The sequence below is a fragment of the Methylosinus sp. LW3 genome, assembly GCF_000527115.1.
Taxonomy (GTDB): domain Bacteria; phylum Pseudomonadota; class Alphaproteobacteria; order Rhizobiales; family Beijerinckiaceae; genus Methylosinus.
In genome coordinates this window covers 2,413,878-2,434,045 of the sequence record NZ_AZUO01000001.1, presented here as the reverse complement: position 1 = coordinate 2,434,045, position 20,168 = coordinate 2,413,878, and the positions used below count along the sequence as shown (strand labels likewise).

Annotated in this window: 18 protein-coding genes, 2 tRNA genes and 1 pseudogene; 11 read left to right on the top strand and 10 right to left on the bottom strand. The window is 65.1% G+C overall.

Annotation, left to right across the window (positions count from 1 at the left end):
• Positions 1-3: 3 nt before the first annotated feature.
• The 3 genes from METLW3_RS0112355 to ybgC all read right to left on the bottom strand — a co-directional run bounded on the left by METLW3_RS0112355 (position 4) and on the right by ybgC (position 1,874).
• A complete protein-coding gene (locus tag METLW3_RS0112355) occupies positions 4-453 on the bottom strand; it encodes a biopolymer transporter ExbD (protein ID WP_024880215.1) in 450 nt (149 codons plus the stop codon).
• Positions 454-468: 15 nt separating this feature from the next.
• A complete protein-coding gene (gene tolQ / locus METLW3_RS0112350; RefSeq protein WP_024880214.1) occupies positions 469-1,206 on the bottom strand; it encodes a protein TolQ in 738 nt (245 codons plus the stop codon).
• Between the two features lie 248 nt (positions 1,207-1,454).
• Positions 1,455-1,874 (bottom strand): tol-pal system-associated acyl-CoA thioesterase, encoded by a 420-nt coding sequence (gene ybgC / locus METLW3_RS0112345; protein ID WP_024880213.1) that lies wholly within the window; start codon positions 1,872-1,874, stop codon positions 1,455-1,457.
• A gap of 176 nt (positions 1,875-2,050) precedes the next feature.
• Between ybgC and METLW3_RS0112340 the strand changes: the two genes are divergently transcribed.
• Complete coding sequence (locus tag METLW3_RS0112340) at positions 2,051-2,869, top strand: hypothetical protein (protein ID WP_024880212.1); 819 nt, start codon at positions 2,051-2,053, stop codon at positions 2,867-2,869.
• Positions 2,870-2,968: 99 nt separating this feature from the next.
• Positions 2,969-3,811, top strand: coding sequence for a hypothetical protein (locus tag METLW3_RS0112335; RefSeq protein WP_024880211.1), 843 nt, complete (start codon positions 2,969-2,971; stop codon positions 3,809-3,811).
• A gap of 282 nt (positions 3,812-4,093) precedes the next feature.
• On the opposite strand, the gene METLW3_RS0112325 is transcribed toward METLW3_RS0112335, so the two are convergent.
• The 3 genes from METLW3_RS0112325 to METLW3_RS0112315 all read right to left on the bottom strand — a co-directional run bounded on the left by METLW3_RS0112325 (position 4,094) and on the right by METLW3_RS0112315 (position 5,459).
• Positions 4,094-4,483: a hypothetical protein gene (locus tag METLW3_RS0112325; protein WP_024880210.1), complete on the bottom strand. Its 390-nt coding sequence runs from the start codon at positions 4,481-4,483 to the stop codon at positions 4,094-4,096.
• A 279-nt stretch (positions 4,484-4,762) separates the two neighbouring features.
• A tRNA-Pro gene (locus METLW3_RS0112320) sits at positions 4,763-4,839 on the bottom strand.
• 104 nt (positions 4,840-4,943) lie between these two features.
• Complete coding sequence (locus METLW3_RS0112315) at positions 4,944-5,459, bottom strand: dihydrofolate reductase (RefSeq protein WP_051465415.1); 516 nt, start codon at positions 5,457-5,459, stop codon at positions 4,944-4,946.
• A 211-nt stretch (positions 5,460-5,670) separates the two neighbouring features.
• Between METLW3_RS0112315 and METLW3_RS0112310 the strand changes: the two genes are divergently transcribed.
• Positions 5,671-6,678, top strand: coding sequence for a Tim44 domain-containing protein (locus tag METLW3_RS0112310; protein WP_024880208.1), 1,008 nt, complete (start codon positions 5,671-5,673; stop codon positions 6,676-6,678).
• 95 nt (positions 6,679-6,773) lie between these two features.
• Here the strand turns inward: METLW3_RS0112310 and METLW3_RS25505 are convergent.
• Positions 6,774-7,735, bottom strand: a pseudogene (locus METLW3_RS25505) (GDP-L-fucose synthase).
• 460 nt (positions 7,736-8,195) lie between these two features.
• On the opposite strand from METLW3_RS25505, the gene METLW3_RS0112295 reads away from it, so the two are divergent.
• The 3 genes from METLW3_RS0112295 (at position 8,196) to METLW3_RS0112285 (ending at position 13,641) form a co-directional block, all read left to right on the top strand.
• Positions 8,196-11,924, top strand: a complete 3,729-nt coding sequence (locus METLW3_RS0112295; protein WP_024880207.1) for a glycosyltransferase — start codon at positions 8,196-8,198, stop codon at positions 11,922-11,924.
• A gap of 69 nt (positions 11,925-11,993) precedes the next feature.
• Positions 11,994-12,710 carry a hypothetical protein gene (locus tag METLW3_RS0112290; RefSeq protein WP_157516561.1) on the top strand — a complete coding sequence of 239 codons (717 nt, stop codon included), beginning with the start codon at positions 11,994-11,996 and terminating at the stop codon, positions 12,708-12,710.
• Positions 12,711-12,873: 163 nt separating this feature from the next.
• Entirely contained in the window at positions 12,874-13,641 is a 768-nt protein-coding gene (locus METLW3_RS0112285) for a glycosyltransferase (protein ID WP_084484828.1), read from the top strand.
• A 32-nt stretch (positions 13,642-13,673) separates the two neighbouring features.
• Here METLW3_RS0112285 and METLW3_RS0112280 read toward each other — a convergent pair.
• The 3 genes from METLW3_RS0112280 to METLW3_RS0112270 all read right to left on the bottom strand — a co-directional run bounded on the left by METLW3_RS0112280 (position 13,674) and on the right by METLW3_RS0112270 (position 15,427).
• A tRNA-Arg gene (locus METLW3_RS0112280) sits at positions 13,674-13,750 on the bottom strand.
• 62 nt (positions 13,751-13,812) lie between these two features.
• A complete protein-coding gene (locus METLW3_RS0112275) occupies positions 13,813-14,199 on the bottom strand; it encodes a 4a-hydroxytetrahydrobiopterin dehydratase (protein WP_024880204.1) in 387 nt (128 codons plus the stop codon).
• Between the two features lie 7 nt (positions 14,200-14,206).
• Positions 14,207-15,427: an NADH-quinone oxidoreductase subunit D gene (locus METLW3_RS0112270; protein ID WP_024880203.1), complete on the bottom strand. Its 1,221-nt coding sequence runs from the start codon at positions 15,425-15,427 to the stop codon at positions 14,207-14,209.
• 77 nt (positions 15,428-15,504) lie between these two features.
• Here METLW3_RS0112270 and METLW3_RS27515 point away from each other — a divergent pair, with 77 nt between their 5' ends.
• From METLW3_RS27515 to ligD (METLW3_RS0112245), 5 genes are all read left to right on the top strand, one after another.
• Positions 15,505-15,681: a DUF1328 domain-containing protein gene (locus METLW3_RS27515; RefSeq protein ID WP_024880202.1), complete on the top strand. Its 177-nt coding sequence runs from the start codon at positions 15,505-15,507 to the stop codon at positions 15,679-15,681.
• Positions 15,682-15,812: 131 nt separating this feature from the next.
• Positions 15,813-16,712 carry a YihY/virulence factor BrkB family protein gene (locus METLW3_RS0112260; protein ID WP_024880201.1) on the top strand — a complete coding sequence of 300 codons (900 nt, stop codon included), beginning with the start codon at positions 15,813-15,815 and terminating at the stop codon, positions 16,710-16,712.
• 27 nt (positions 16,713-16,739) lie between these two features.
• Positions 16,740-17,645, top strand: a complete 906-nt coding sequence (locus METLW3_RS0112255; protein WP_024880200.1) for a Ku protein — start codon at positions 16,740-16,742, stop codon at positions 17,643-17,645.
• 18 nt (positions 17,646-17,663) lie between these two features.
• A complete protein-coding gene (gene ligD / locus METLW3_RS26860; protein WP_024880199.1) occupies positions 17,664-19,265 on the top strand; it encodes a non-homologous end-joining DNA ligase in 1,602 nt (533 codons plus the stop codon).
• On the top strand, positions 19,262-20,152 hold the full coding sequence (gene ligD, locus METLW3_RS0112245; RefSeq protein WP_024880198.1) for a non-homologous end-joining DNA ligase: 891 nt from the start codon (positions 19,262-19,264) through the stop codon (positions 20,150-20,152). Before ligD (METLW3_RS26860) ends, ligD (METLW3_RS0112245) begins: the two co-directional genes overlap by 4 nt.
• Positions 20,153-20,168 lie beyond the last annotated feature (16 nt).

The following is a 20,168-nucleotide window of genomic DNA, read 5'->3' as shown; positions in this document are numbered from 1 at the left end:
CCCTCACTTCTTGTCCACTTCGGTCACAAGAGCGACCTTCTTGTAACCGGCGCTCGTCACCATCGACATGATCTCGGCGACGCGGCCGTAATTCACCGTCTTGGAGGCGCGCATATAGATGCGCTCGTCGAAGCCCGCTTTGGCGGTCTCCTTCAGACGGTCGAGCAGCTGGCCGATCTCGATCGGCTGATCCATCAGAAAGATCTGCCCCTTGTCGTCCACGGCGATGGCCAGCGGCTTCTGATCGATATTGAGCGGGCCGGCCTTGGTCTGCGGCAGATCGACGGCGACGCCAGTGGCGAGCAATGGCGCCGCGACCATGAAGATGATCAGCAGCACCAGCATGACGTCGATGAAGGGCGTCATATTGATCTCGGCCATGGCGCCATAGCGCGGCGTTCCGCGCCGGCGGCGGCCCGAGCCCTTGCGTCCTGCGGCGATCGAGGCGCCCATTTCCGCTTCTCCCGCTCAGGCCGCGCGATCGCGGCCGGACTGTCCGGCGTGCTGATCGATCTGGCGCGACAGAATGGCGGAGAATTCGTCGGCGAAGCTCTCGAGCCGCGCCTGGGTGCGGGCGACGTCGCCCTGCAGCTTATTATAGGCGACCAGCGCCGGAATGGCGGCGAAGAGGCCGATGGCGGTGGCCAGCAGCGCTTCCGCAATGCCCGGCGCGACGACGGCGAGCGAGGTGTTCTTGGAGGCGGCGATGGAGCGGAAGGAGGTCATAATGCCCCACACCGTGCCGAATAGGCCGACAAAGGGGCCGGCCGAGGCGACCGTCGCCAGCACCAGGAGATTGGATTCGAGCTTCTCGACCTCGCGGGCGATGGAGACGTCCAGCACTTTGTCGATACGCGCCTGCAGGCCCATGAAGGAGGCGCCGGCGTTCTGGAAGGAGCGCTTCCATTCGCGCATGGCGGCGATGAACAGGCTGCCCATGCCGGTGGCCGGGCGCTCCTGCAGCTTGGCGTAGAGATCCTCGAGCGAGGAGCCGGACCAGAACACTTCCTCGAAGCGATCCATGGCGCGGCGCGTGCGCGAGAACAGCAGCGCTTTGTTGACGATGATCGCCCAGCACCAGACCGAGGCCAGCAGCAGGCCGACCATCACCAGCTTGACGACGATATGCGCGCCCCAGAACATGCCCCAGATGGAGACCTCGGCGGCGGCGCCGGAGAGCGGGGCGGCGATTTCGGCTGGATTCATGAAAGTCGTCCTCGGAAGTCGCGGGGTCGGCGGCGAAGCTCTGGCGGCGAGCGGCGGAAGTCCTCGGCGCTCGCCCGCGCCGGGACCAAAGGCGCGGATAGAGGCAAAATACGTCGCGCCCGCTCCCGCAGCGCCGCGCCGAAGGCTGTGGAGCCCGAGCGGTATGGAGCGTGAATCCGCCGAGATTTTGTCCTGGATGCGCCGCACAATCAGAAAATATGAGCGGAAGGCTTAAGGGACCGTAAAGGTCACGCGCCGCGAGGCGTGGCGACCGCGGCGAATTTCTCGCGCACTTCGGTCGGAAGCCTTCGCGGCCGACCGCCTTCCACCGCGGCGATCCTCACTTGTGCGGAAACCAGCATCTCCTCGCCGCGCGTCACGCGCTGATCGAGATCGAACGACGCGCCGGACACTTCCCGGACGATCGTCTCCACAGTGAGGAGATCGTCCATTTGCGCGGGCTTGCGGAAATCGATCGTCATGGCGCGCACGACGAAGAACAGGCCGCCCTGCGCCTCCAGCAGCTCGCGCTGGCCGAGGCCGAGATCGCGCAGCAGCTCGGTGCGGGCGCGCTCCATGAAGCGCAGATAGGAGGCGTGGTAGACGAGGCCGGAGAAATCCGTGTCCTCGTAATAGACGCGGACGGCGAGTGTGTGGGTATGGGTCATTTCGCGCGCGCAGGATCGCTGGAGGCTCTGCTATACAGCAGCCGGCGACGTCTCGCACCCTCGCGATCACGAGGCGGCGCGGTTCCGGTTTGCGGCGCAGCGAGGTGGTTGCGTTGCAATATGTAATTCTGATACACAGCGACACGTCGCGCGCGTATCGAGGCTGAGAAGGGTCGATGAACAAAGAGCTTTGCATCCTCGTCTGCGGCGTCGGGGAAAGGGCCTCGGCGGTGGCGAGGCGGCTGATCGGCGAGGGCTATGCGACTGTGCTCCATCAGGAGCGGCCGCCGCGGGCTCTGCGGCGGCGCATGTGCTACGCCGACGCCTGGTTCGACGGCATCGCCACTCTGGGCGGCGTCGAGGCGCGCCGCGCCGACCGGCCGACGGAATTTCTCTGCGGCATGCAGACGCGGCAATTTCTTCCACTTCTGCTGCGGCCTTTCGACGAGGTGGTGGAGCGCTGGCCCTGGGACGTCATCGTCTCGGCGCCCGACCATGACGGCCGGCCGGCCCGCTCTCTCGCCAATGTGGCCGAGCTGACGATCGGCGTCGGCTCCGGCTTCGTCGCCGGCGCGGATTGCGATCTCGTCATCGCGACCGATGGGCTCGATCCGGGCGCCGTGCTGCGCTCCGGAGACGCGCCGCCGAGCCGCCGCGAGGCGGATCGTCTGGCGCTCGACTATTGGGATGTGATCGCGATGACGGAGGGCGCGCTCGCCGCGCGCAAGACGATCGGCGAGCGCGTCGAGGCGGAGGAAATTTTGGGCTTCATCGGCGAGGAGCCGGTGCGCGCGCCGGTCGCCGGCCGAATCAGCGGGCTGGCGCGGCCGGACCAGATGGCGCCGGCGGGCGCGCCGATCGCGGAGATCGCGACATCGGACCGCGCGCCCATCGCCGGCGTTTCCGACAGCAACAAGCTCATCGCCCGCGGCGTCTCCTTCGCCGTGGAGATGGAGGCCGGGGGCTGGACGCCGGTCTCGATCGGCTCGCGCTGACGTCTTTCCTGTAATAAGCTCCGGCGTATATTTTTTGGCGCCGGCGATCGATTTGGCGTTTAGCCGTCGAGAGACGGCGCGCCGCGCGGATTTTTCGTCATGAGACCTTTTTTCTCGCTGACCTTGCTGGTCATCGTCACTCTCGTGCTCGGCGGGGTCCCGCGCCTGTGGAACTTCGCGCTCGCCGCTTTCAACGATCCGCGATGGTTGCCGGCGCTGGCCGCCGATTCGCCAGTGCATTTCGAGCCGGCGGCCGAGGGCTGCGCCACCATCGTCGGCCGCATGCTGCCGGAGGCGATTCGCAGCGTCGAGGACGCGCATGGACGCCCTTTCGCGCATGCGCCCATTGTCGGCGTCTACGGCTCCTACGAAAATTACGCCAAGGCCAATGGCACGGGCGATCCGCGCATTGCGGCGATGGCCTCGTTCGGCCGCGTCGTGCTCTCGCCGATCCTATGCGGCGCCGAGAGCGCGCGGCTGGCGCCGGTGCTGACGCGTGAGCTCTCCCATGCGCATTTCTTCGGCTGGCGGGGGCTATGGGCGGAACGTCCGCCGAGCTGGTTCGTGGAAGGCCTCGCCGTCATGATCTCGGGCGGCGCCGGCGCGGAGGAGATGAGCGAGGAGGAGGCGCGGGCGCGCATTCGCGACGGCCATGCGCTCATCATGAGCGAGCAGGGCGTCTGGCGGGATATTTCCTCCATCGCCTTCGCCGAGGAGCGTGGCGGCAATTTTGCGCGATTCGATCTCCTCTATCGTCAACGGCTGGCCTTGCGCCAAGCGGCGATGTTCGTGGCCTGGCTGAAGGCGCAGGACGAGGCGGGCTTCGCCGAGCTGCTGCGCGGACTGGAGGAGGGGAAGGGGTTCGCCGCCGCCTTTCAGGCGGCGTTCCGCGCCGATCTGCCGACGCTGTCGCGAAACTATCTCGCCACCATCGGCGGATAGGGCGATCGGGTGAAGGCCAGCAAACCTCCCCCTCATGCTGAGGAGCGCCCGAAGGGCGCGTCTCGAAGCGCGATGGGGAGCTCCAGATGGCCGCGCATGAAGGTTTCCTCGTCCTTCGAGACGCCGCTTCGCGGCTCCTCAGGATGAGGAAACCTTCACCCGATCGCCCTGGACATCGGCGGATGAGGCTCGCTGGGCGCGACATTCGCGGCGGCGGCGTCGCGTGGGCCGAGGCCATAGCGCGTCTCGGCCGCGAGAAGGTCCTGCCGCGGAGCGTTGGCTCTAGCTGATCGCATGCATCGCCAAGGCATAGGCGATCCAGATAAATCCGACCGAGGACACGACGAAGCTCAGCGCCGTATAGCCCCTCCACAAAGGCTTGCTCCAGAAATTCGGATCGAAAGCCGCGATGGTGAAGACTGTCGGATTGGAGAATCCGCCGATCGCCACACACCAGCAAGCAATGACGGGCAGCTCCACGCCAGAGCCATAGAATCCGACGCCGAACAGCGCCATCAACGCATAGTCGACATGCGCTCTTATCATCGTCTTATAGTCGATGATGAAGCTGTCGAAGGCCTTTATCGGGAACCATTTCGCGAATGTCATCAACCACGCCGTCGTAATGAGGGCCGTGATACAGGCGGCGGAGCCGATCAGAAGGATTTTCATCCGAGCTTCCTCGAGTTTCTACGTGCACAGAGGAAGCTTTTTCGCCCGTAGGCGCTCCTTGTGTCTCGGGAGATTCGCCTAGTCGCCTTTGGGCGATTTTCCCGAGCACGTGCAGCCGCCGTCCCGCTCGGCGTGCCGAGGATTGTTGCGGCGCTCTAAAGTCACGCTTCCCGGTCCCGGCGGTCTCGACGCGCCATTATGGTCGTCGCGAGGCGGTCGTACGCTCAGCGGCACCTCGGTGAGGCGCTCGCGCTATGCCACTGAAGTCAAGAGAAAATTTGGTCGGAGTGAGAGGATTCGAACCTCCGACCCCCTCGTCCCGAACGAGGTGCGCTACCAGGCTGCGCTACACTCCGATCTGGCGTCCGCGAAGCGGTCGCCGCTGGTCGAAGCGGGTTATAGCTTCAGGTTCTCCGACCTGCAACAGCTGTTTGCGCACTATCTGCAGCCGATCGGCCGCTCACCGGCGCTCGAGCCGAATATATTGGAAATCCGCCTCGTCCTCGGCCGTTCGCGGCGGCGTCTCGCGCGCTGTTTCACGCCATTCTGCCGGATCGAGCGTCGGAAACAGCGCGTCGCCGGCGACCGTCAGCGCCACCTCGGTCAGGTGAATCACATCCGCCTGGGGCAGAAAGGCGGAATAGATCTCCGCGCCGCCGGCGACGATGATCTCCGCCGCTCGCATGGCGTCCGCCAGCTCGGCGGCGAGGCCGAGCGCCTCCTCGGGGCTGCGCGCCGCATGGGCGCCCTCGGGGCGAAATCGCGGGTCGCGCGACAAGGCCACGGTCTCGCGGCCGGGCAGTGGGCGGCCGATCGAATCGAATGTGCGGCGTCCCATGAGCAGCGGCTTGCCCCAGGTGATTTCGCGAAAGCGCGCGAGATCGCTCTTCAGCCGCCAGGGCGTGTGCTCTCGAGCGCCGATGACGCCATTGCGCGCCACGGCGGCGACGAAGACCAGTTTGGGCGTCACGGGCATCGAGCCTCCTCGAACCGAGCTTTGCGCTCGAACGCGAACGTTCGAGAAAATTCGTTCTAAATGAAAAATTAGAAGAGTTTCCGACTACATGAGCGGCGGAAACCGATTCTGCCTTCCCGCCGCGCGGCCCTTTGCCGCAAGGTCGGAGCATTCCTATATAGATGGCGCCCGAGTGATTCCTCATCTCTGGGCGAACCGCTCGAGGATAGTCATGTCGACTTGGACATCGAACTCCAAATCTTTGCCGGCGCTCGCGCTCGCCCTGCTCATCGCCTTCGCCCCGGCGCTCGCCGAGGCCAAAATGGGCGGCGGCGCGAGCTCGGGAAGCCGCGGCTCGCGGACCTCTACGCCGCCGGCGGCGACAACCACCGCGCCGCGTCCGGCCGCGCCCATGGAGCGCAGCGTGGCGCCGCAGCCGGCGCCTCAGCCGCAGGCGCAGCCCTCGCCCGCCGCGCCGCAGCGCCCGGCCGCCGCTCCCGCGGCCAGCCCGCTCGGCGGCTCCTTCGGCCGCGGATTGCTCGGCGGCCTCGCCGGCGGCCTGCTCGGCGCCGGCCTGTTCGGCCTTCTCTCGGGCAATGGCCTGATGGGCGGCCTCGGCGGCCTCGCCTCCATCATCGGCCTTCTGGTCCAGATCGCGATCATCGCCCTTCTGGCGCGGCTCGCCTTTCAATGGTTCGCCAATCGCCGCCTCGCCGGCGCGATGGGCGGCGCCGGGGGCGGCTCGCGTCCGGGCGCCTTCGCCTTCACCGGCGGTGGGACGGGCTTCGGCAGCGGCGCCGCGCCGCGTCACCCGACGAGCGAGCCTTTGAATCTGCGTCCGGAGGATTTCAGCGCCTTCGAGCGCGTGCTCGGTGACGCCCAAGCCGCCTATAGCCAGGAGGATATCGGCCGGCTGCATGATCTCGCGATGCCAGAGATGGTCTCCTATTTCTCCGACGACATTCGCGCCAATGCGCGCGAGGGCGTCATCAACCGCATCTCCGAGGTGAAGCTGCTGCAAGGCGATCTCTCCGAGGCCTGGCGCGAGGGCTCGGACGAATATGCGACCGTGGCGATGCGCTTCTCGCTGATCGATCTCTTCATCGATCGCGCGACGGGCAAGATCGTCTCCGGCGACGCCGCCCAGCCGACGCAATCGACCGAAGTGTGGACCTTCCGCCGCCCCGCCGGCGAAGCGCCCCAGGCCTGGAAGCTCTCGGCGATCCAGCAGGCCGCGTAAGTCTCGCCGCCTCTGCGAGAAAAGAAAAGCGCCCCTTTGAAGGGGCGCTTTTTTTATAGGCGCTCGTCGTCGGACGGGCGAGCCGCCCGCTTGCCTCAGCCGACCGATTCGAGGACAGGGGCGGCGGCCGCCTCTTTCTCCTTGGCGAGGAAAAATCGATAGGCGTCGGCGATGCCGTCCTTGAGGGAAATTTGCGGCGTCCAACCGAGCGCGCGAAGCCGGCTCGAATCCATCAGCTTGCGCGGCGTTCCATCGGGCTTCGTCGAATCGAGGACCAAGCGGCCCGAAAAGCCGACGGCGCGCCGCACCGTCTCCGCGAGCTCGCGAATCGTCACCTCGGAGCCGGCGCCGCAATTGATATGCTCATAGCCGTCGTAATTATCGAGGCAGAACACGACGCCCCGCGCGAGATCATCGACATGCAGAAACTCGCGCAGCGGCGTCCCGGTGCCCCATATGACGACCTCGTCGCGGCCGGCCACTTTCGCTTCATGGAACTTGCGAATCAGGGCGGGCAGGACATGGCTCGTCTGCAGGTCGAAATTATCGTTCGGCCCGTAGAGGTTGCAGGGCATGACGGAGATGTAGCTGCGGCCATATTGCTTGCGATAGGCCTGGCACAGCTTGATGCCGGCGATTTTCGCGATTGCGTACCATTCGTTGGTGGGCTCCAGCGGGCCTGTCAGCAGCGCATCCTCGGTGATCGGCTGCGGCGCGAATTTCGGATAGATGCAGGACGATCCGAGAAAGACCAGACGATTCACGCTCGCCGCATGAGCCGAGTGAATGATGTTGGTCTCAATGGCGAGATTATCATAGATGAAATCTGCCGGATAAGTGTCATTGGCGTAGATGCCGCCGACTTTCGCCGCGGCAAAGACGATCGCATCCGGTCGATTCTGCTTAAGCCAGACTTCCACGGCAATCTGATTACGTAGGTCGACGACGGAATGGTCCGCTTTGAGGACGGACTCTCCTCTCGCCTCGAGATGTCTCGTCACGGCGGAGCCGACCATACTTTATGTCCGGCGACCCAAACTCTGCGCGTGTTCGCCATATCTAAATTATCCCCTCGGAACCGTGGCCATTTAAATGCTCGTGATAGAAACCTCGGATTTCTACGGCAGTTCGGGGCCTCGGCGCAAATAGAAATTGCAGGAATGTCTCTGCGCAGCTCACGAGACCCGAGGCGAAGAATTCGAGCGCGCAAATGGTTCTGTTTCCGCGGCGGCGCGAAGTCTTTGACGCTGCACGGCATGCGTGCGGTCTCGAAATGGGACGTTGGCGCGATTTGCCGGACTTGACCGAGACATTGCTTCGATGACAGAACGCTCGCGCGGCGTCGACTCTCCCTCCGAGAGGCGGCTACGCGGCGCCGGCGGACATGCTTCCGACGAAGCCGAGTTTTCGGAGCCGCTCCCGCGCTGATTTCCGACCGAAATGCTCGCGCCGCGAGAAGGCGGGCGTCACGCTCGCCACTCGACGTCGGGGCGGATGTGCGCTGCCAGGGTCACGCGATGAAGATACTGATTGATCTGCAATGCTGTCAGACCGAGGCGCAATCCCGAGGAATGGGGCGCTATTCTCTCTCTCTCGCAAAAGAAATCGTCAGAATCGGCGGCGAGCATGACTTCATGTTTCTGCTCAACCGGCATTATCTGGACAAGTCCGCGGATCTCATCACGGAAATCGCGAAGCTCGACGATCTCGGCAATGTGATTTTGCACGACTATCCCAGCGTGCAATATGATTGGCATGAGCGGCAGAGGCGAGAGCAGGTCGCCAATGTCCTGCGCAATGATCGCATCGAGACGGTCAGCCCGGATGTCTATCACATCTCGAGCGTCTTCGAAGGCGAGAGCGTCTATGGCGCGGCGGCGGCTTTCATCGACTTTCCCAAGCCGCCGATCATTCGATCCGCCACTCTCTATGATTTCATTCCGCTGCTCTATCCGGACAAATATCTCACCGATTGGCCGGTCGCCCTCTGGTACAAGCGCACATCGAGCCTGATCCCGCAGCTCGATGTCGGATTGGCCATATCGGATGCGACGAAGAAGGATGCCGAGCGGCTTTTTCATATGAAGCCGGAGTGCGTCGTCAATATTTTCGGCAGCGTCGCGGATCACTTCCGCATCCTCCCCGCCTCCGAGGCGCATCGCGGGGCCGTCTGGCGCCGCTTCGCTCCCGGGCAGAAATTCATCCTCTATGTTGGTGGGCCGGACTTCCGCAAGAATCTCGATGGGACGCTCGAGGCTTTCGCCATCGCCAACAAGGAGCTGGCGGATAAATACAAGCTCCTGATCGTCTACGACATCAAAGGCGCCGAAGCGCTCGCTCTGCGCGAGAAAGCGGCGCGTCTCGGCGTGGCGCCGCTCGTCGTGACGACGGGCTTCGTGTCGGATGACGAGCTCGTCGAGCTCTACAACGCCGCTTCGCTCTTCGTCTTCCCCCCTCTCTATGAGGGGCTGGGTCTTCCGGTGATCGAAGCGATGCGCTGCGGCGCGCCAGTGCTCGTCGGCGACAATTCCAGCCTGACGGAGATCGTGGACGATCCGGCCTATCGTTTCGACGCGACCAAGCCGGCGGATATGGCGAAATCAATGGTGCGCGCGCTGACCCGCGAGGGCGAGCTTCAGCGCATGCGCGCCTATTCTCGCGAGCGCGCCGCGCTCTTCACCTGGGAGAAGAGCGCCCGCCGCGCGCTCGACGCCTGGGAGGAGACCTACGCCGCGCGCCGCGGGCGCAAGACGCTGAGCGCGGCAGGGCGGGTTCCGCGCATCGCCATGTTCACGCCGCTCCCGTCGGCGAAGTCGGGGATCGCCGATTACAGCGCGGAGTTTCTTCCCGCGCTCTCCAAATTCGCGTCCTTCGAGATTTTCGTCGACGATGTGGCCGAGGTCGAGACCTATTTCGACGACATGCCGATCTGGCATCACTCGCAATTTCCATTCAAGGCGCATCTCTACGATGCGATCGTCTATCAGCTCGGCAATTCGCCGTTTCACCACTATATGCTCCCTTATATCGAGAGCTTTCCGGGCGTCGTCGTCATTCACGACGCCTATCTCGGCTATTTGTCCTATGACCCCGGCAATCCCGACGCCTTCATCCGTCGCATGATCCAGGAGCATGGAGGTCCGGCGCGCGCCATCGTGCTCGACGGCGAGGGCGGCGACCGCACGGCGCGCTCGCTCGTCGATGCTCTTCCCTGCAGCGCCACGGCGACGCATCGCAGCCTCGGCGTCATCGTTCACTCGCGCTTCGCTCGCAATGTGCTGGTGGGCGCCGCTCGCCCGGGCGCCGCTCCACAAATCGCCGTGCTGCCGCAATATAGGGCGCGCCCGCCGCGGGAAACGACGCCGAGCAGGGCGCAGGCGCGCGAGACGCTCGCCATCGCGCCGGATTCGCTCGTCATCGTGTCGCTCGGCCATGTCGCTCACACGAAGGGCGTGCTCGAGCTGATCGAGGCCTTCACGCGCTCTACGGCGGCGAAATCGGGCAAGGCGCAGCTGATCCTCGTCGGCGAGCTGGAAGGGGGCGCGAACCACGATTCGCCCTATGCGCGCGAGGTGCTGCGCGCCATCGGCGACAGGTCCGACATTCACATCACCGGCTATGTCGAGAAGGAGGATTACGACCTCTACATAGCCGCGGCCGATATCGGCGTTCAGTTGCGGACGCTCACGCGCGGCGAGACGTCGAGGGCGATCCTCGATCTGCTCACCAGCGGAACGCCGCTCGTCTATAATCGCATGGGGTCCTCTGCGGAGCTGCCGTCCGAGGTGGGCGTCGCGCTCGAGGGCTATGCGTCCGCGGACATCGCCGATGCGCTCGATGCGCTGGCCGGCGATCCGCAGCTGCGCCAGACCTATAGAGAGGCTGCGCTGCGCTATTGCGACGAGACGCTGGACCCGGACAAGGTCGGCGCGCGCTTCGTCCAGACGGTCGTGGCGATGACCGCTCGCGCCGAGACCTGCGGGCCGAAGATCGTCAGCAAGACGATCGCGCGTCTGCTCCGCGACGCTCCGATCACCCGGGAGCTCGTGCAGGACATCGCCCGCGCCTATGTGCGCCAGGAGCGCTCCGAGATCGCGCCGCGCCTCTTGATCGACGTGACCCACATAAGGGAAGGCGATCTCGAGACGGGCGTGCAGCGCGTCGTGCGCGAGCTCACGCGCGCGGCCTATGGCTGGAGCGACGCGAAGGTGCGGCCGCAGGCTTTCGCCTATACGGACGCCGGGCTGATCTTCGCCGACGATTACGCGCAGCGCTGCGGCGCCCGCGCCGCCGTCGAGGCGGAGGACATGCGCTTCGGCGCCCTCGATTTTCGTCCCTTCGACAAGATTTTGATGGCCGATGGAACCTGGCATCTCGCCGATTGGATGCGCGAGCCGCTCGCGCGCCTCGGCGCCATCGGCGGAGAGGCGTTCGGCCTCGTTCACGACATTCTGCCGCTGCAGCATCCCGAGCTGTTCGAGGACCATGTCAAAATCTCGGTCACCAATTGGCTGACGCTGCTGCTGGAGAAAGGCTCCGGCCTGATCTGCACCTCGCAGAGCGGGGCCGACGGGCTCATCGAGTGGATCACGGGCAGCGGCGTCACGCCGCGGCCCGGACTTCGAATCGGCTATGCGCGGCTCGGCGCCGACTTCTCCTCGAGAGTCGACGTCTCCACGCCGATTTCGGCGGCGACGTCCGATCTGGCGCAACGTGAGAATTTGTTTCTGATGGTCGGCACGATCGAGCCGCGCAAGGGGCACGATTATGTGCTCGACGCCTTCGAGCGGCTATGGGCTTCGGGAGTCGATGCGACGCTGGTCTTCGTCGGCAAGGCGGGGTGGAGCGTGGACAGCCTGCTGCAGCGCTTCGAGAACCATGAGGAAAAGGGCAAGCGCTTCTTCTATCTCGGCTTCGTGCCGGAGGCGGACATGGCGCGGCTCTATCAGAGCGCTTCGGCGACCATCGTCGCCTCGATCGCGGAAGGCTTCGGCCTGCCGATCTATGAGGCGGCGCATTTCGGCTCGCCGCTGCTGCTCAGCGATCTTCCCGTTTTCCAGGAGCTCGGCGGCGAGCATGCGCGATATTTCGCCGCCGGCTCATCCGCGCAGCTCGCCGCGGCCCTGCGCGAGCAGCTCGCGCGCGGGCCTATTCCGTCGAAAGGCGTCTCGGCGCCGTCCTGGGCCGATTGCGCGGGCCGCATTTTCGAGTTCCTGGACGGGGAGCATGTCTATCGGCAGTTCTGATGGCCGTCGCGTGGGCTCGACGGTCGCGCGCAAAACCGTAATTATTCGCCGAAAGCTATGGAGGGCGGCATGACATTGATCGAATGGCTGGGGCGCAAGATCGCCGTTCGGACCTTTCGCGACAAGGATATCGCTGCGCATAGCCTGAAATTCGGCGGCAGCGTCGCCGGCGTCGTCGATGAGGTGACGCAAAAACGCGTCCGCGGCTGGATTTGCGACACCAAGCGCGAAGGGCCGGTCGTGCTCGAAATCCTGCTCGACGACGAGGTGGTCCAGCGGACCAAGGCGAATCTCTATCGCGACGATATCGCCGAAAAGCTCGGCGACAATGGGCTTCATGGCTTCGACTGCGAGGTCGCCGCTTTCGCCACGCCCAGCGCGAAGACGCGCTCGGTGCGGTTGCGCGTCGCCGATCGGCCGGAATATGAGTTCGGCCCCTTCGATCTCGAGCCGAACAGATCGCCTTTGGAAGTGCCGTCGCCGGACGTCCCGCAGGCGCTGCATGATCGGCTCCAGCATATATTCAGCCATATAACGGCGACGCATGAGAACTCTTTGCGTCGATTCGACGCGATGCAGGCGTCCTTCGACCGACTGCAATCAGCGCCCCGCATCGCCGCGACGAGCGGCGGCGACGCCGACAGCGGCTCCTTGCTCTATCAATATCCGCGCAGCGCGATTTCCGGCGTGGGTCAGTTCCGCCTGCCGCTCACCGACGACGTCGAAACCACGCTGTTCCAAGCTCGGCTCGAGGTGGATTTGATGAAGGAGCGGCATTTTTCGTGAGGTTGTTCGCTGCATTGCAGCAAGCTGCCGACTCTTCGATGAAGTCTCATCGCCGAGAGGGTTCTCTTCTCAGCGCGTTTGCGCCATGATATTCAGGCGCCGATAGCCGTGGCCGCTTCTGTGGCTCACGCTCCTCCGCAAGTGGACGAAGGACATTCGGTAGATGGTTAGAACCACCGTAAATTTGGGAGAAATCGATGTCTGCTTGATTGTCTTCAATGAGGAGCTTTTCCTGGAAAAGTGCTTATTGAGGCTCGCGCCGTATTTTCAGCGAATTTATGTTCTCGACATGGGGTCGACCGATCGCACGATCGACATCATTCGCGATATCTATGGCGATAGGGCAGAGATCGTCGTTCAACCCAGAAGCGATTTGTTCGAGAATGGCTTCGCCCATGCGCGCAACCGGGTGACGCAGGCCGCAACTCGTTCTTGGGTGCTCCATATCGATGCGGATGAGCTTCTCGCTCCGCTCGACGCCGATGTGATCTCGTTCGAGTCGGCGCCCGACGCCGCCGCCGCCGCCAAGATCCTGCGCCACAACCTGATCGGAGAAATTCCGGCCGATTACGAGCCGGAGACGTTGCGCGGCATGGCCAAGAGCTCGACCGAGCATCAGGTGCGCTTGTTCAAGAAGCAGCCCGACGTTCGGTGGGAGAGCTTTCTGCACGAAGAAATCTGGATTGGCGATCGTCGCGCCCATGAGATCGTGGGGGCGAGCAATTTGGTCGTCGATCATCTGTCCGTATTCCGGCCCCATGCCGACAGGGATGAAAAAGAGCTTTTTTACGCGTGGATCCTTATGCGCGTTCATGACAATCCCGATCTGCAGCGCTATATGCGCGAATTTTATACCCAGGAATACATTCCTCATAACCTCGAACGCTTTCGCGCGATGGCGAAGATTTTCGCTGAAAAAAAGGGCATTTGAGCTTTTGCTTCCCCGCGAGGGGGAGACGCTCATGGCGTCCCGGAAGGGATTCGAACCCCTGACCTACGGTTTAGGAAACCGTTGCTCTATCCTGCTGAGCTACCGGGACTTCGCTCCGATATCTACAAGAGCGCAGGGCGTTTGAAAAGGCGGGGGCGTCACAGGGGTCGGTCACATGCGGCCCGCCGGCAATCCCTGCCAGCGTGCGAAGATGCGGTCGATCTTCGTCGCCATGATGACGTCGTTCTCGTGCAGGCCGCCGATCTTCTTCGTCTGCAACGAGATCGTCGCATAGCCCCAGCCGAAGGCGATGTCCGGGTGGTGGCCTTCGGCCTCGGCCAATTCGCCGATCTGGCGCACGAATTCGGCCGCCTCGCGGAAATTGCCGAAGCGAAAGCCGCGCTCGATGCGGCGCGCCTCGTCCATCAGCGTCCAGTCCGGCGCCGCGGCGAGCAGCGTCTCGGCCTCGGCGCGCCCGAGCGGCGGAACGCCGCCGCGGCAGGGCGTGCAGGTTTTTTCTGCAAGGGTCGTCTTTTCCGAAAGGGTCGGCATTTTCATCTCCTTCTCAGCGGTCGATTTCTCCGAAGACGATGTCGAGCGAGCCGATGATGGCGGCGACATCGGCCAGCATATGGCCGGTCGAGAGCCGGTCGGTCGCCGCGAGATGGGCGAAGGAGGGCGGGCGCAGCTTGCAGCGATAGGGCTTGTTCAGCCCATGGGAGACGAGATAGACGCCGAACTCGCCCTTGGGCGCCTCCACCGCCGCATAGACCTCGCCGGCGGGCACATGAATCCCCTCGCTGTAGAGCTTGAACTGCTCGATCGTCGCTTCCATCGAGCGTTTCATCGCCTCGCGCCGCGGCGGCGTGATCTTGCCGTCGAGCACCGCGATGGCTCCCTGGCCGTCCGCGGCGCGCAGCTTCTGGACGCATTGCCGCATGATGCGGACCGACTGGCGCATCTCCTCCATGCGCACGCAATAGCGGTCGTAGCAATCGCCGTGGCGTCCGACCGGAATGTCGAAATCCATCTCCTCGTAGCATTCATAGGGCTGCGCCTTGCGCAAATCCCATGGCGCGCCGCAAGCGCGCAGGAACACGCCGGAAAAGCCGAGGCCCCAGGCCTGCTCGAGCGTCACGGCGCCGATATCGACATTGCGCGCCTTGAAGATGCGATTGTCGGTGAGCAATCCCTCGAGATCGTCGCAGGTCGCGAGGAAGGGATCGCAAAAGGCCTCTATGTCGTCGATGAGCGCGCGCGGCAAATCCTGATGCACGCCGCCGAAGCGGAAATAATTGGCGTGCATGCGCGCGCCCGAGGCGCGCTCGTAGAAGACCATCAGCTTCTCGCGCTCCTCGAAGCCCCAGAGATTGGGCGTCAGCGCGCCGCAATCCGAGGCCCAGCTGGTGATGTTGAGCAGATGCGAGAGCAGCCGTCCGATCTCGCAATAGAGCACGCGCACGAGCTGCGCGCGCCGCGGGACGGCGAGGCCGAGCAGGCGCTCGGCGGCGAGGCAGAAAGCGTGCTCCTGATTGATCGGAGCGACATAATCGAGCCGGTCGAAATAGGGCAGGGCCTGCAGATAGGTCTTGTCCTCTATGAGCTTTTCCGTGCCGCGATGCAGAAAGCCGATATGCGGATCGGCGTGGACGACGACTTCGCCGTCGAGCTCCAGCACCAGCCGCAGCACGCCATGCGCGGCCGGATGAACCGGGCCGAAATTCAGGATGAAGCTGCGCTCCTCGCTGGGCCGGGGGCGGGGCTGCGTTCTCTGTCCGAGACTCATCTGCGCCTCCTTTCGGCGGGAAACCGGATCGGCGCGCCGGCGTTATCACTCATCATCCTCGGTTTCGGGAGAAAGAGATGAGTGATCTTCTGCGCTGGGCCGTCGTCTTTCTGGTGGTCGCGCTGATCGCGGCCTTCTTCGGCTTCGGCGGCGTCGCCGGCACGGCGATCGACGCCGCGCGCATATTGTTCTGGGTGGCGGTCGTGCTCTTCATCATCGCCCTCGTCGGCGGCGTGCTCCGGCGCGGCGTCTGAGGGAGTCGGCGGCGGCGCGGAGCGTCGCCGCCGCTTCTCGCGTCAACGTCCCGCGGCGGCGAAAGTTGCTGTCCTACGGATTGCGCGCGGCGCTATATTCCCTCGGGCGATGAGCGCGGGGAGCCGGCGCCGTGGACGAAGTCGAGAAAGCCGTTTTCCAGCGCGCCCTCGGGCCGCTCGCTCCGCGCGCGGAGCGCCTTCCCGCGCCGCTGCGCGTCCCGCTCGACGCCTTCCTGCATTTCGTCGATCGCGACGGCTTCGCCATAGCCAGCCATATCGCGCTCTCGACATTGATGTCGCTGTTTCCCTTCCTCATCGTGGTGACGGCCTTCGCCGGCCTCATGGGCTCCAAGAGCCTCGCCGACGAGGCGGGGCGTCTGCTGCTCGACGCCTGGCCTCCCGAGGTTGCGGAGCCGATCGCGCGCGAGATCAAGCGCGTCGCGACGGAGCCCCAGGGCGGCAATCTCACCTTCGGCGCGCTCTTTGCCGTCTATTTCGCCTCCAGCGGCCTCGAGAGCCTGCGTATCGGCCTCAATCGCGCCTATGAGGCGCAGGAGACGCGCAGCTGGTGGCTGCTGCGGCTCGAGTCGATCTTCTATGTGGTCGGCAGCGCGGCGGGCCTGCTGGCGCTTTCCGTTCTCGTCGTGCTCGGACCGCTCATCACCGACGCCGCGGCGCGCTATCTCGATTGGTTCGCGCCCTTCGAGCAGATGGTCACTCTGGCGCGCTATGGCGTCGCGACGCTCATTCTGGCGCTCACGCTCTTCGCCATTCACGCCGGGCTGCCGGCGGGACGGCGGCGCTTTCTGGATATTCTCCCCGGCGTGCTGGCGACGCTCCTGCTGTGGCTCGTCGCCGGCGCCGCCTTCGGCCGCTATCTCGCGGCCTTCTCGGAGCGCTATGCGCTGACCTATGCGGGCCTCGCCTCGGCGATGATCGCGCTCGTCTTCCTCTATTTCTCGGGCGTCATCTTCATCTATGGCGGCGAGCTCAACGCCGCCATCGTCCGCGCGCGCCGCGGCGCTAGATAAAGCGCGAACAGCAAAGGGTCTCACCTCATGGCTCCACGCGCGCGCGCTTATTGGCAAGGCTATCTGCGGCTTTCGCTCGTCTCCATCGGCGTCGAGCTCTATGCGGCGACGTCGAGCGCCCAGGCGACGACGCTGCATCAGATCCACAAGCCCTCGGGCAAGCGCGTGCGCTATGAGAAGGTCGCGCCCGGCGTCGGTCCGATCGACTCCGCCGATATCGTCAAAGGCTTCGAGATCGGCGACGATTCCTATGTCGTGCTGGAGCCGGACGAGCTGGACGAGATCAAGCTCGACAGCGGCAAAGCGATCGAGCTGGTGCAATTCGTCGGGCGCGAGGAGATCGATCCGCGCTATTTCGACCGGCCCTATTATCTCGCGCCGGAGGGCGACGTCTCGACCGAAGGCTATGCAGTGATCCGCGAGGCGTTGCGCCGCGCCGGCAAGATCGGCATCGGTCGGCTCACCATGCGCGGGCGCGAGAGCATTGTCGCGGTGACGCCGCTCGGCAAGGGGCTGCTCGTCGAGACCTTGCGCTACGCCAATGAGCTGCGCTCCTATGAGCCTTATTTCGCCGAGATCGGCGAAGGCGACAGCGACGCCGAGATGGTGGCGCTGGCGACCGAGCTGATCGAGCGCAAGAGCGCGCCTTTCGATCCCAAGGCGTTCAAGGATTCCTACGCCGAGGCGCTGCGCGATCTCGTCGAGCGCAAGCGCGAAGGACAGGCGATCGTCACCACGGGCGAGGAGGAGCGTCGCGGTCCCGGCAAGGTGATCGATCTCATCGAGGCGTTGAAGCGCAGCGTCGGCGAGAGCGCGCCGCGGCCCGCGCACGGCAAGGCGCGCGCCGCGGAGCCGGCGAAAAAGGCGAGCGCGGCGAAGACGGCGTCGGCCAAGGCTGCGGCGAAGACTGGGCCGGTCAAGAAGCGCGCGTGACCGCGAGAGGAGCGCAAATTGGGTCCATCCGCGCGCTCGTCATCGGCTCATCGCGCCGCAAGACCGCTCGCAGCGAAGGACGAGCGGCTCTCCGCCTATCGCGACAAGCGCGATTTTCACCGCACCGCCGAGCCGGAAGGCGCCGCGCGCGCGCAAGGGCATGGCGCCTATGTCATGCAGAAGCATCGCGCTCGCCGGCTGCATTTCGATCTGCGCCTCGAGCTGGATGGCGTGCTGAAGAGCTGGGCCGTCACGCGCGGCCCCAGCCTCGACCCGAGCGAGAAGCGTCTCGCCGTGCGCACGGAGGATCATCCGCTCGATTATGGAAGCTTCGAGGGAGCCATCCCCAAAGGCCAATATGGCGGCGGCGAGGTGATGCTGTGGGACCGCGGCCGCTGGACGCCCAAGGGCGATCCGCATCGCGGCCTCGCCGACGGACGTCTCGAGTTCACGCTGGAAGGCGAGCGGCTGAGGGGCGGCTTCGCGCTGCTGCGCATGCCGCGCCGGGGCAAGGAGCCGAAAGAAAATTGGCTGCTCGTCAAAATGAAGGATGGGCAGGCTGACGCCGATCTCGATCCGGCGCGCGAATGGACGCGCAGCGTCACGACGGGCCGCAGCTTCGCGGAGATCGCCGATGGCGAAACCCATGCGCCGCGCCTGCCGAAATTCCGCGCGCCGCAGCTCGCGACGCAGGCCGCCGAGCCGCCCGCCGGCGAGGACTGGCTGCATGAGATCAAATTCGACGGCTATCGTGCGCTCGTCGCGACGGCGGGCGGCAAGTGCCGCGTCTACACGCGCTCCGGCCTCGATTGGACTGAGAAATTCCCCGGCATAGCGGAAGCCGCCGCGCAATTGCCGATGAAAAGCGCGCTCATCGATGGCGAGATCGTCGCGCTGGAGGAGAGTGGCCGCAGCGATTTCGGCCTGCTGCAGAAGATGCTGGAGAAGCGCCCGCGCGCGCTCGTCTTCTACGCCTTCGATCTGCTGGAGCTCGATGGCGAGGATGTTTCCAATGCGCCATTGCTCGAACGCAAGAATCGTCTCGCCGCGCTGCTCGCCGAGCCGCCGGCGGCGATACGCTACAGCGGCCATGTGATCGGCGCCGGCGCGCGTTTTCTCGCCGAATGCCGACGCTTGGGGCTCGAGGGTCTCGTCTCCAAGCGCGTCGACCGCCCCTATCTCTCGCGGCGCACGCGCGCCTGGATCAAGGTCAAATGCCTCGGCCGCGATGAGTTCGTCGTCGGCGGCTATCGTCCTTCGACGAAGAAGGGCCGCGACTTCGCCTCTCTGCTGCTCGGCGAATTCGTCGATGGCGCCTTGGTCTATCGCGGCCGTGTCGGCGCCGGCTTTTCCGATCGCGATCTCGCGCAGATCGGCGCCGCTCTGCGCGCGCATGCATGCAAGTCCTCGCCCTTCGCCGCCGTGCCGGCGGAGATCGCGCGTCACGCGCGCTATGTGGCGCCGCGGCTCGTCGTCGAGATCGATTACACGGAGCGCACCAAGGAGGGGCTGCTGCGCCATCCGACCTTCATCGGCCTGCGCGAGGACAAGCCGGCGAATGAGGTGAGCCCTCCCGCCTTCGATCCATCGCCCCGCGAGCTGAAGCGAGGCCCGCGATGATCCGCCTCACCAACCCGGACAAGCCGCTCTACCCGGCCGCTCTGCATGTCACCAAGCAGAGGCTGGTCGATTATTGGCGCCGGGTCGCGCCTTTCGCTCTGCCGCATATCACCGGGCGGCCGCTGTCGCTGCTGCGCTGTCCCAATGGCGCGGCGCATGGCTGCTTCTTCCAGCGCCATCATCGGCGCGGCCTGCCCGCGGGACTCAAAGCCGCGCCCATCGCCGGGAGCGACGGCGAACGGGAAGAATTTCTCTTCCTCGACGATCTCTCCGGCCTCGAAGGCGCGGCGCAGATGGATGCGCTGGAGCTGCATATTTGGGGCGTGCGCTTCGATGCGCTGGAGAGTCCCGATCGTCTCGTCTTCGATCTCGATCCCGATCCTTCCGTGACCTTCGAGGAGGTGAAGCGCGCCGCGCGCGATTTCCGCGCTTTGCTGGAGGCGGCGGGGCTCGCGAGCTTCGCGCTGCTCACCGGCGGCAAGGGGCTGCATGTCGTCGCGCCGCTGGATGACGCGCTCGACTGGCCGACCTTCACCGGTTTCGCCAGAGGCGTCGCCAGCCGTCTCGCGGCGGATGATCCGGCCCGCTTCACCGCAATGGCGACCAAGGCGCGGCGCCATGGCCGCATCTATATCGACTATCGGCGCAATGATCGCGGCGCGAGCGCGGTGGCGCCTTTCTCGCCGCGCGCGCGGGAGACGCCTTCCGTGGCGACGCCCGTCTCCTGGGACGAGCTCGGCCGCATAGAGCGCGCCGATTTTTATTGCCTCGACAAGGTCGAGCGCCGCCTCGCCGCGCTGCGCGCCGATCCTTGGGCCGGCTATTTCGATCTGCGACAAGGCGTCTCGCCGGCGGCGCTGCGCATATTCGCCGGCGCGCGGCTATAATTTCGCAGTTTCGCTA

Coding starts and splice junctions, on each gene's coding strand:
- METLW3_RS0112355 (WP_024880215.1), bottom strand. CDS start 453: ATGGGCGCCTCGATCGCCGCAGGACGCAAGGGCTCGGGCCGCCGCCGG.
- tolQ (WP_024880214.1), bottom strand. CDS start 1,206: ATGAATCCAGCCGAAATCGCCGCCCCGCTCTCCGGCGCCGCCGCCGAG.
- ybgC (WP_024880213.1), bottom strand. CDS start 1,874: ATGACCCATACCCACACACTCGCCGTCCGCGTCTATTACGAGGACACG.
- METLW3_RS0112340 (WP_024880212.1), top strand. CDS start 2,051: ATGAACAAAGAGCTTTGCATCCTCGTCTGCGGCGTCGGGGAAAGGGCC.
- METLW3_RS0112335 (WP_024880211.1), top strand. CDS start 2,969: ATGAGACCTTTTTTCTCGCTGACCTTGCTGGTCATCGTCACTCTCGTG.
- METLW3_RS0112325 (WP_024880210.1), bottom strand. CDS start 4,483: ATGAAAATCCTTCTGATCGGCTCCGCCGCCTGTATCACGGCCCTCATT.
- METLW3_RS0112315 (WP_051465415.1), bottom strand. CDS start 5,459: ATGCCCGTGACGCCCAAACTGGTCTTCGTCGCCGCCGTGGCGCGCAAT.
- METLW3_RS0112310 (WP_024880208.1), top strand. CDS start 5,671: ATGTCGACTTGGACATCGAACTCCAAATCTTTGCCGGCGCTCGCGCTC.
- METLW3_RS0112295 (WP_024880207.1), top strand. CDS start 8,196: ATGAAGATACTGATTGATCTGCAATGCTGTCAGACCGAGGCGCAATCC.
- METLW3_RS0112290 (WP_157516561.1), top strand. CDS start 11,994: ATGACATTGATCGAATGGCTGGGGCGCAAGATCGCCGTTCGGACCTTT.
- METLW3_RS0112285 (WP_084484828.1), top strand. CDS start 12,874: ATGGTTAGAACCACCGTAAATTTGGGAGAAATCGATGTCTGCTTGATT.
- METLW3_RS0112275 (WP_024880204.1), bottom strand. CDS start 14,199: ATGAAAATGCCGACCCTTTCGGAAAAGACGACCCTTGCAGAAAAAACC.
- METLW3_RS0112270 (WP_024880203.1), bottom strand. CDS start 15,427: ATGAGTCTCGGACAGAGAACGCAGCCCCGCCCCCGGCCCAGCGAGGAG.
- METLW3_RS27515 (WP_024880202.1), top strand. CDS start 15,505: ATGAGTGATCTTCTGCGCTGGGCCGTCGTCTTTCTGGTGGTCGCGCTG.
- METLW3_RS0112255 (WP_024880200.1), top strand. CDS start 16,740: ATGGCTCCACGCGCGCGCGCTTATTGGCAAGGCTATCTGCGGCTTTCG.
- ligD (WP_024880198.1), top strand. CDS start 19,262: ATGATCCGCCTCACCAACCCGGACAAGCCGCTCTACCCGGCCGCTCTG.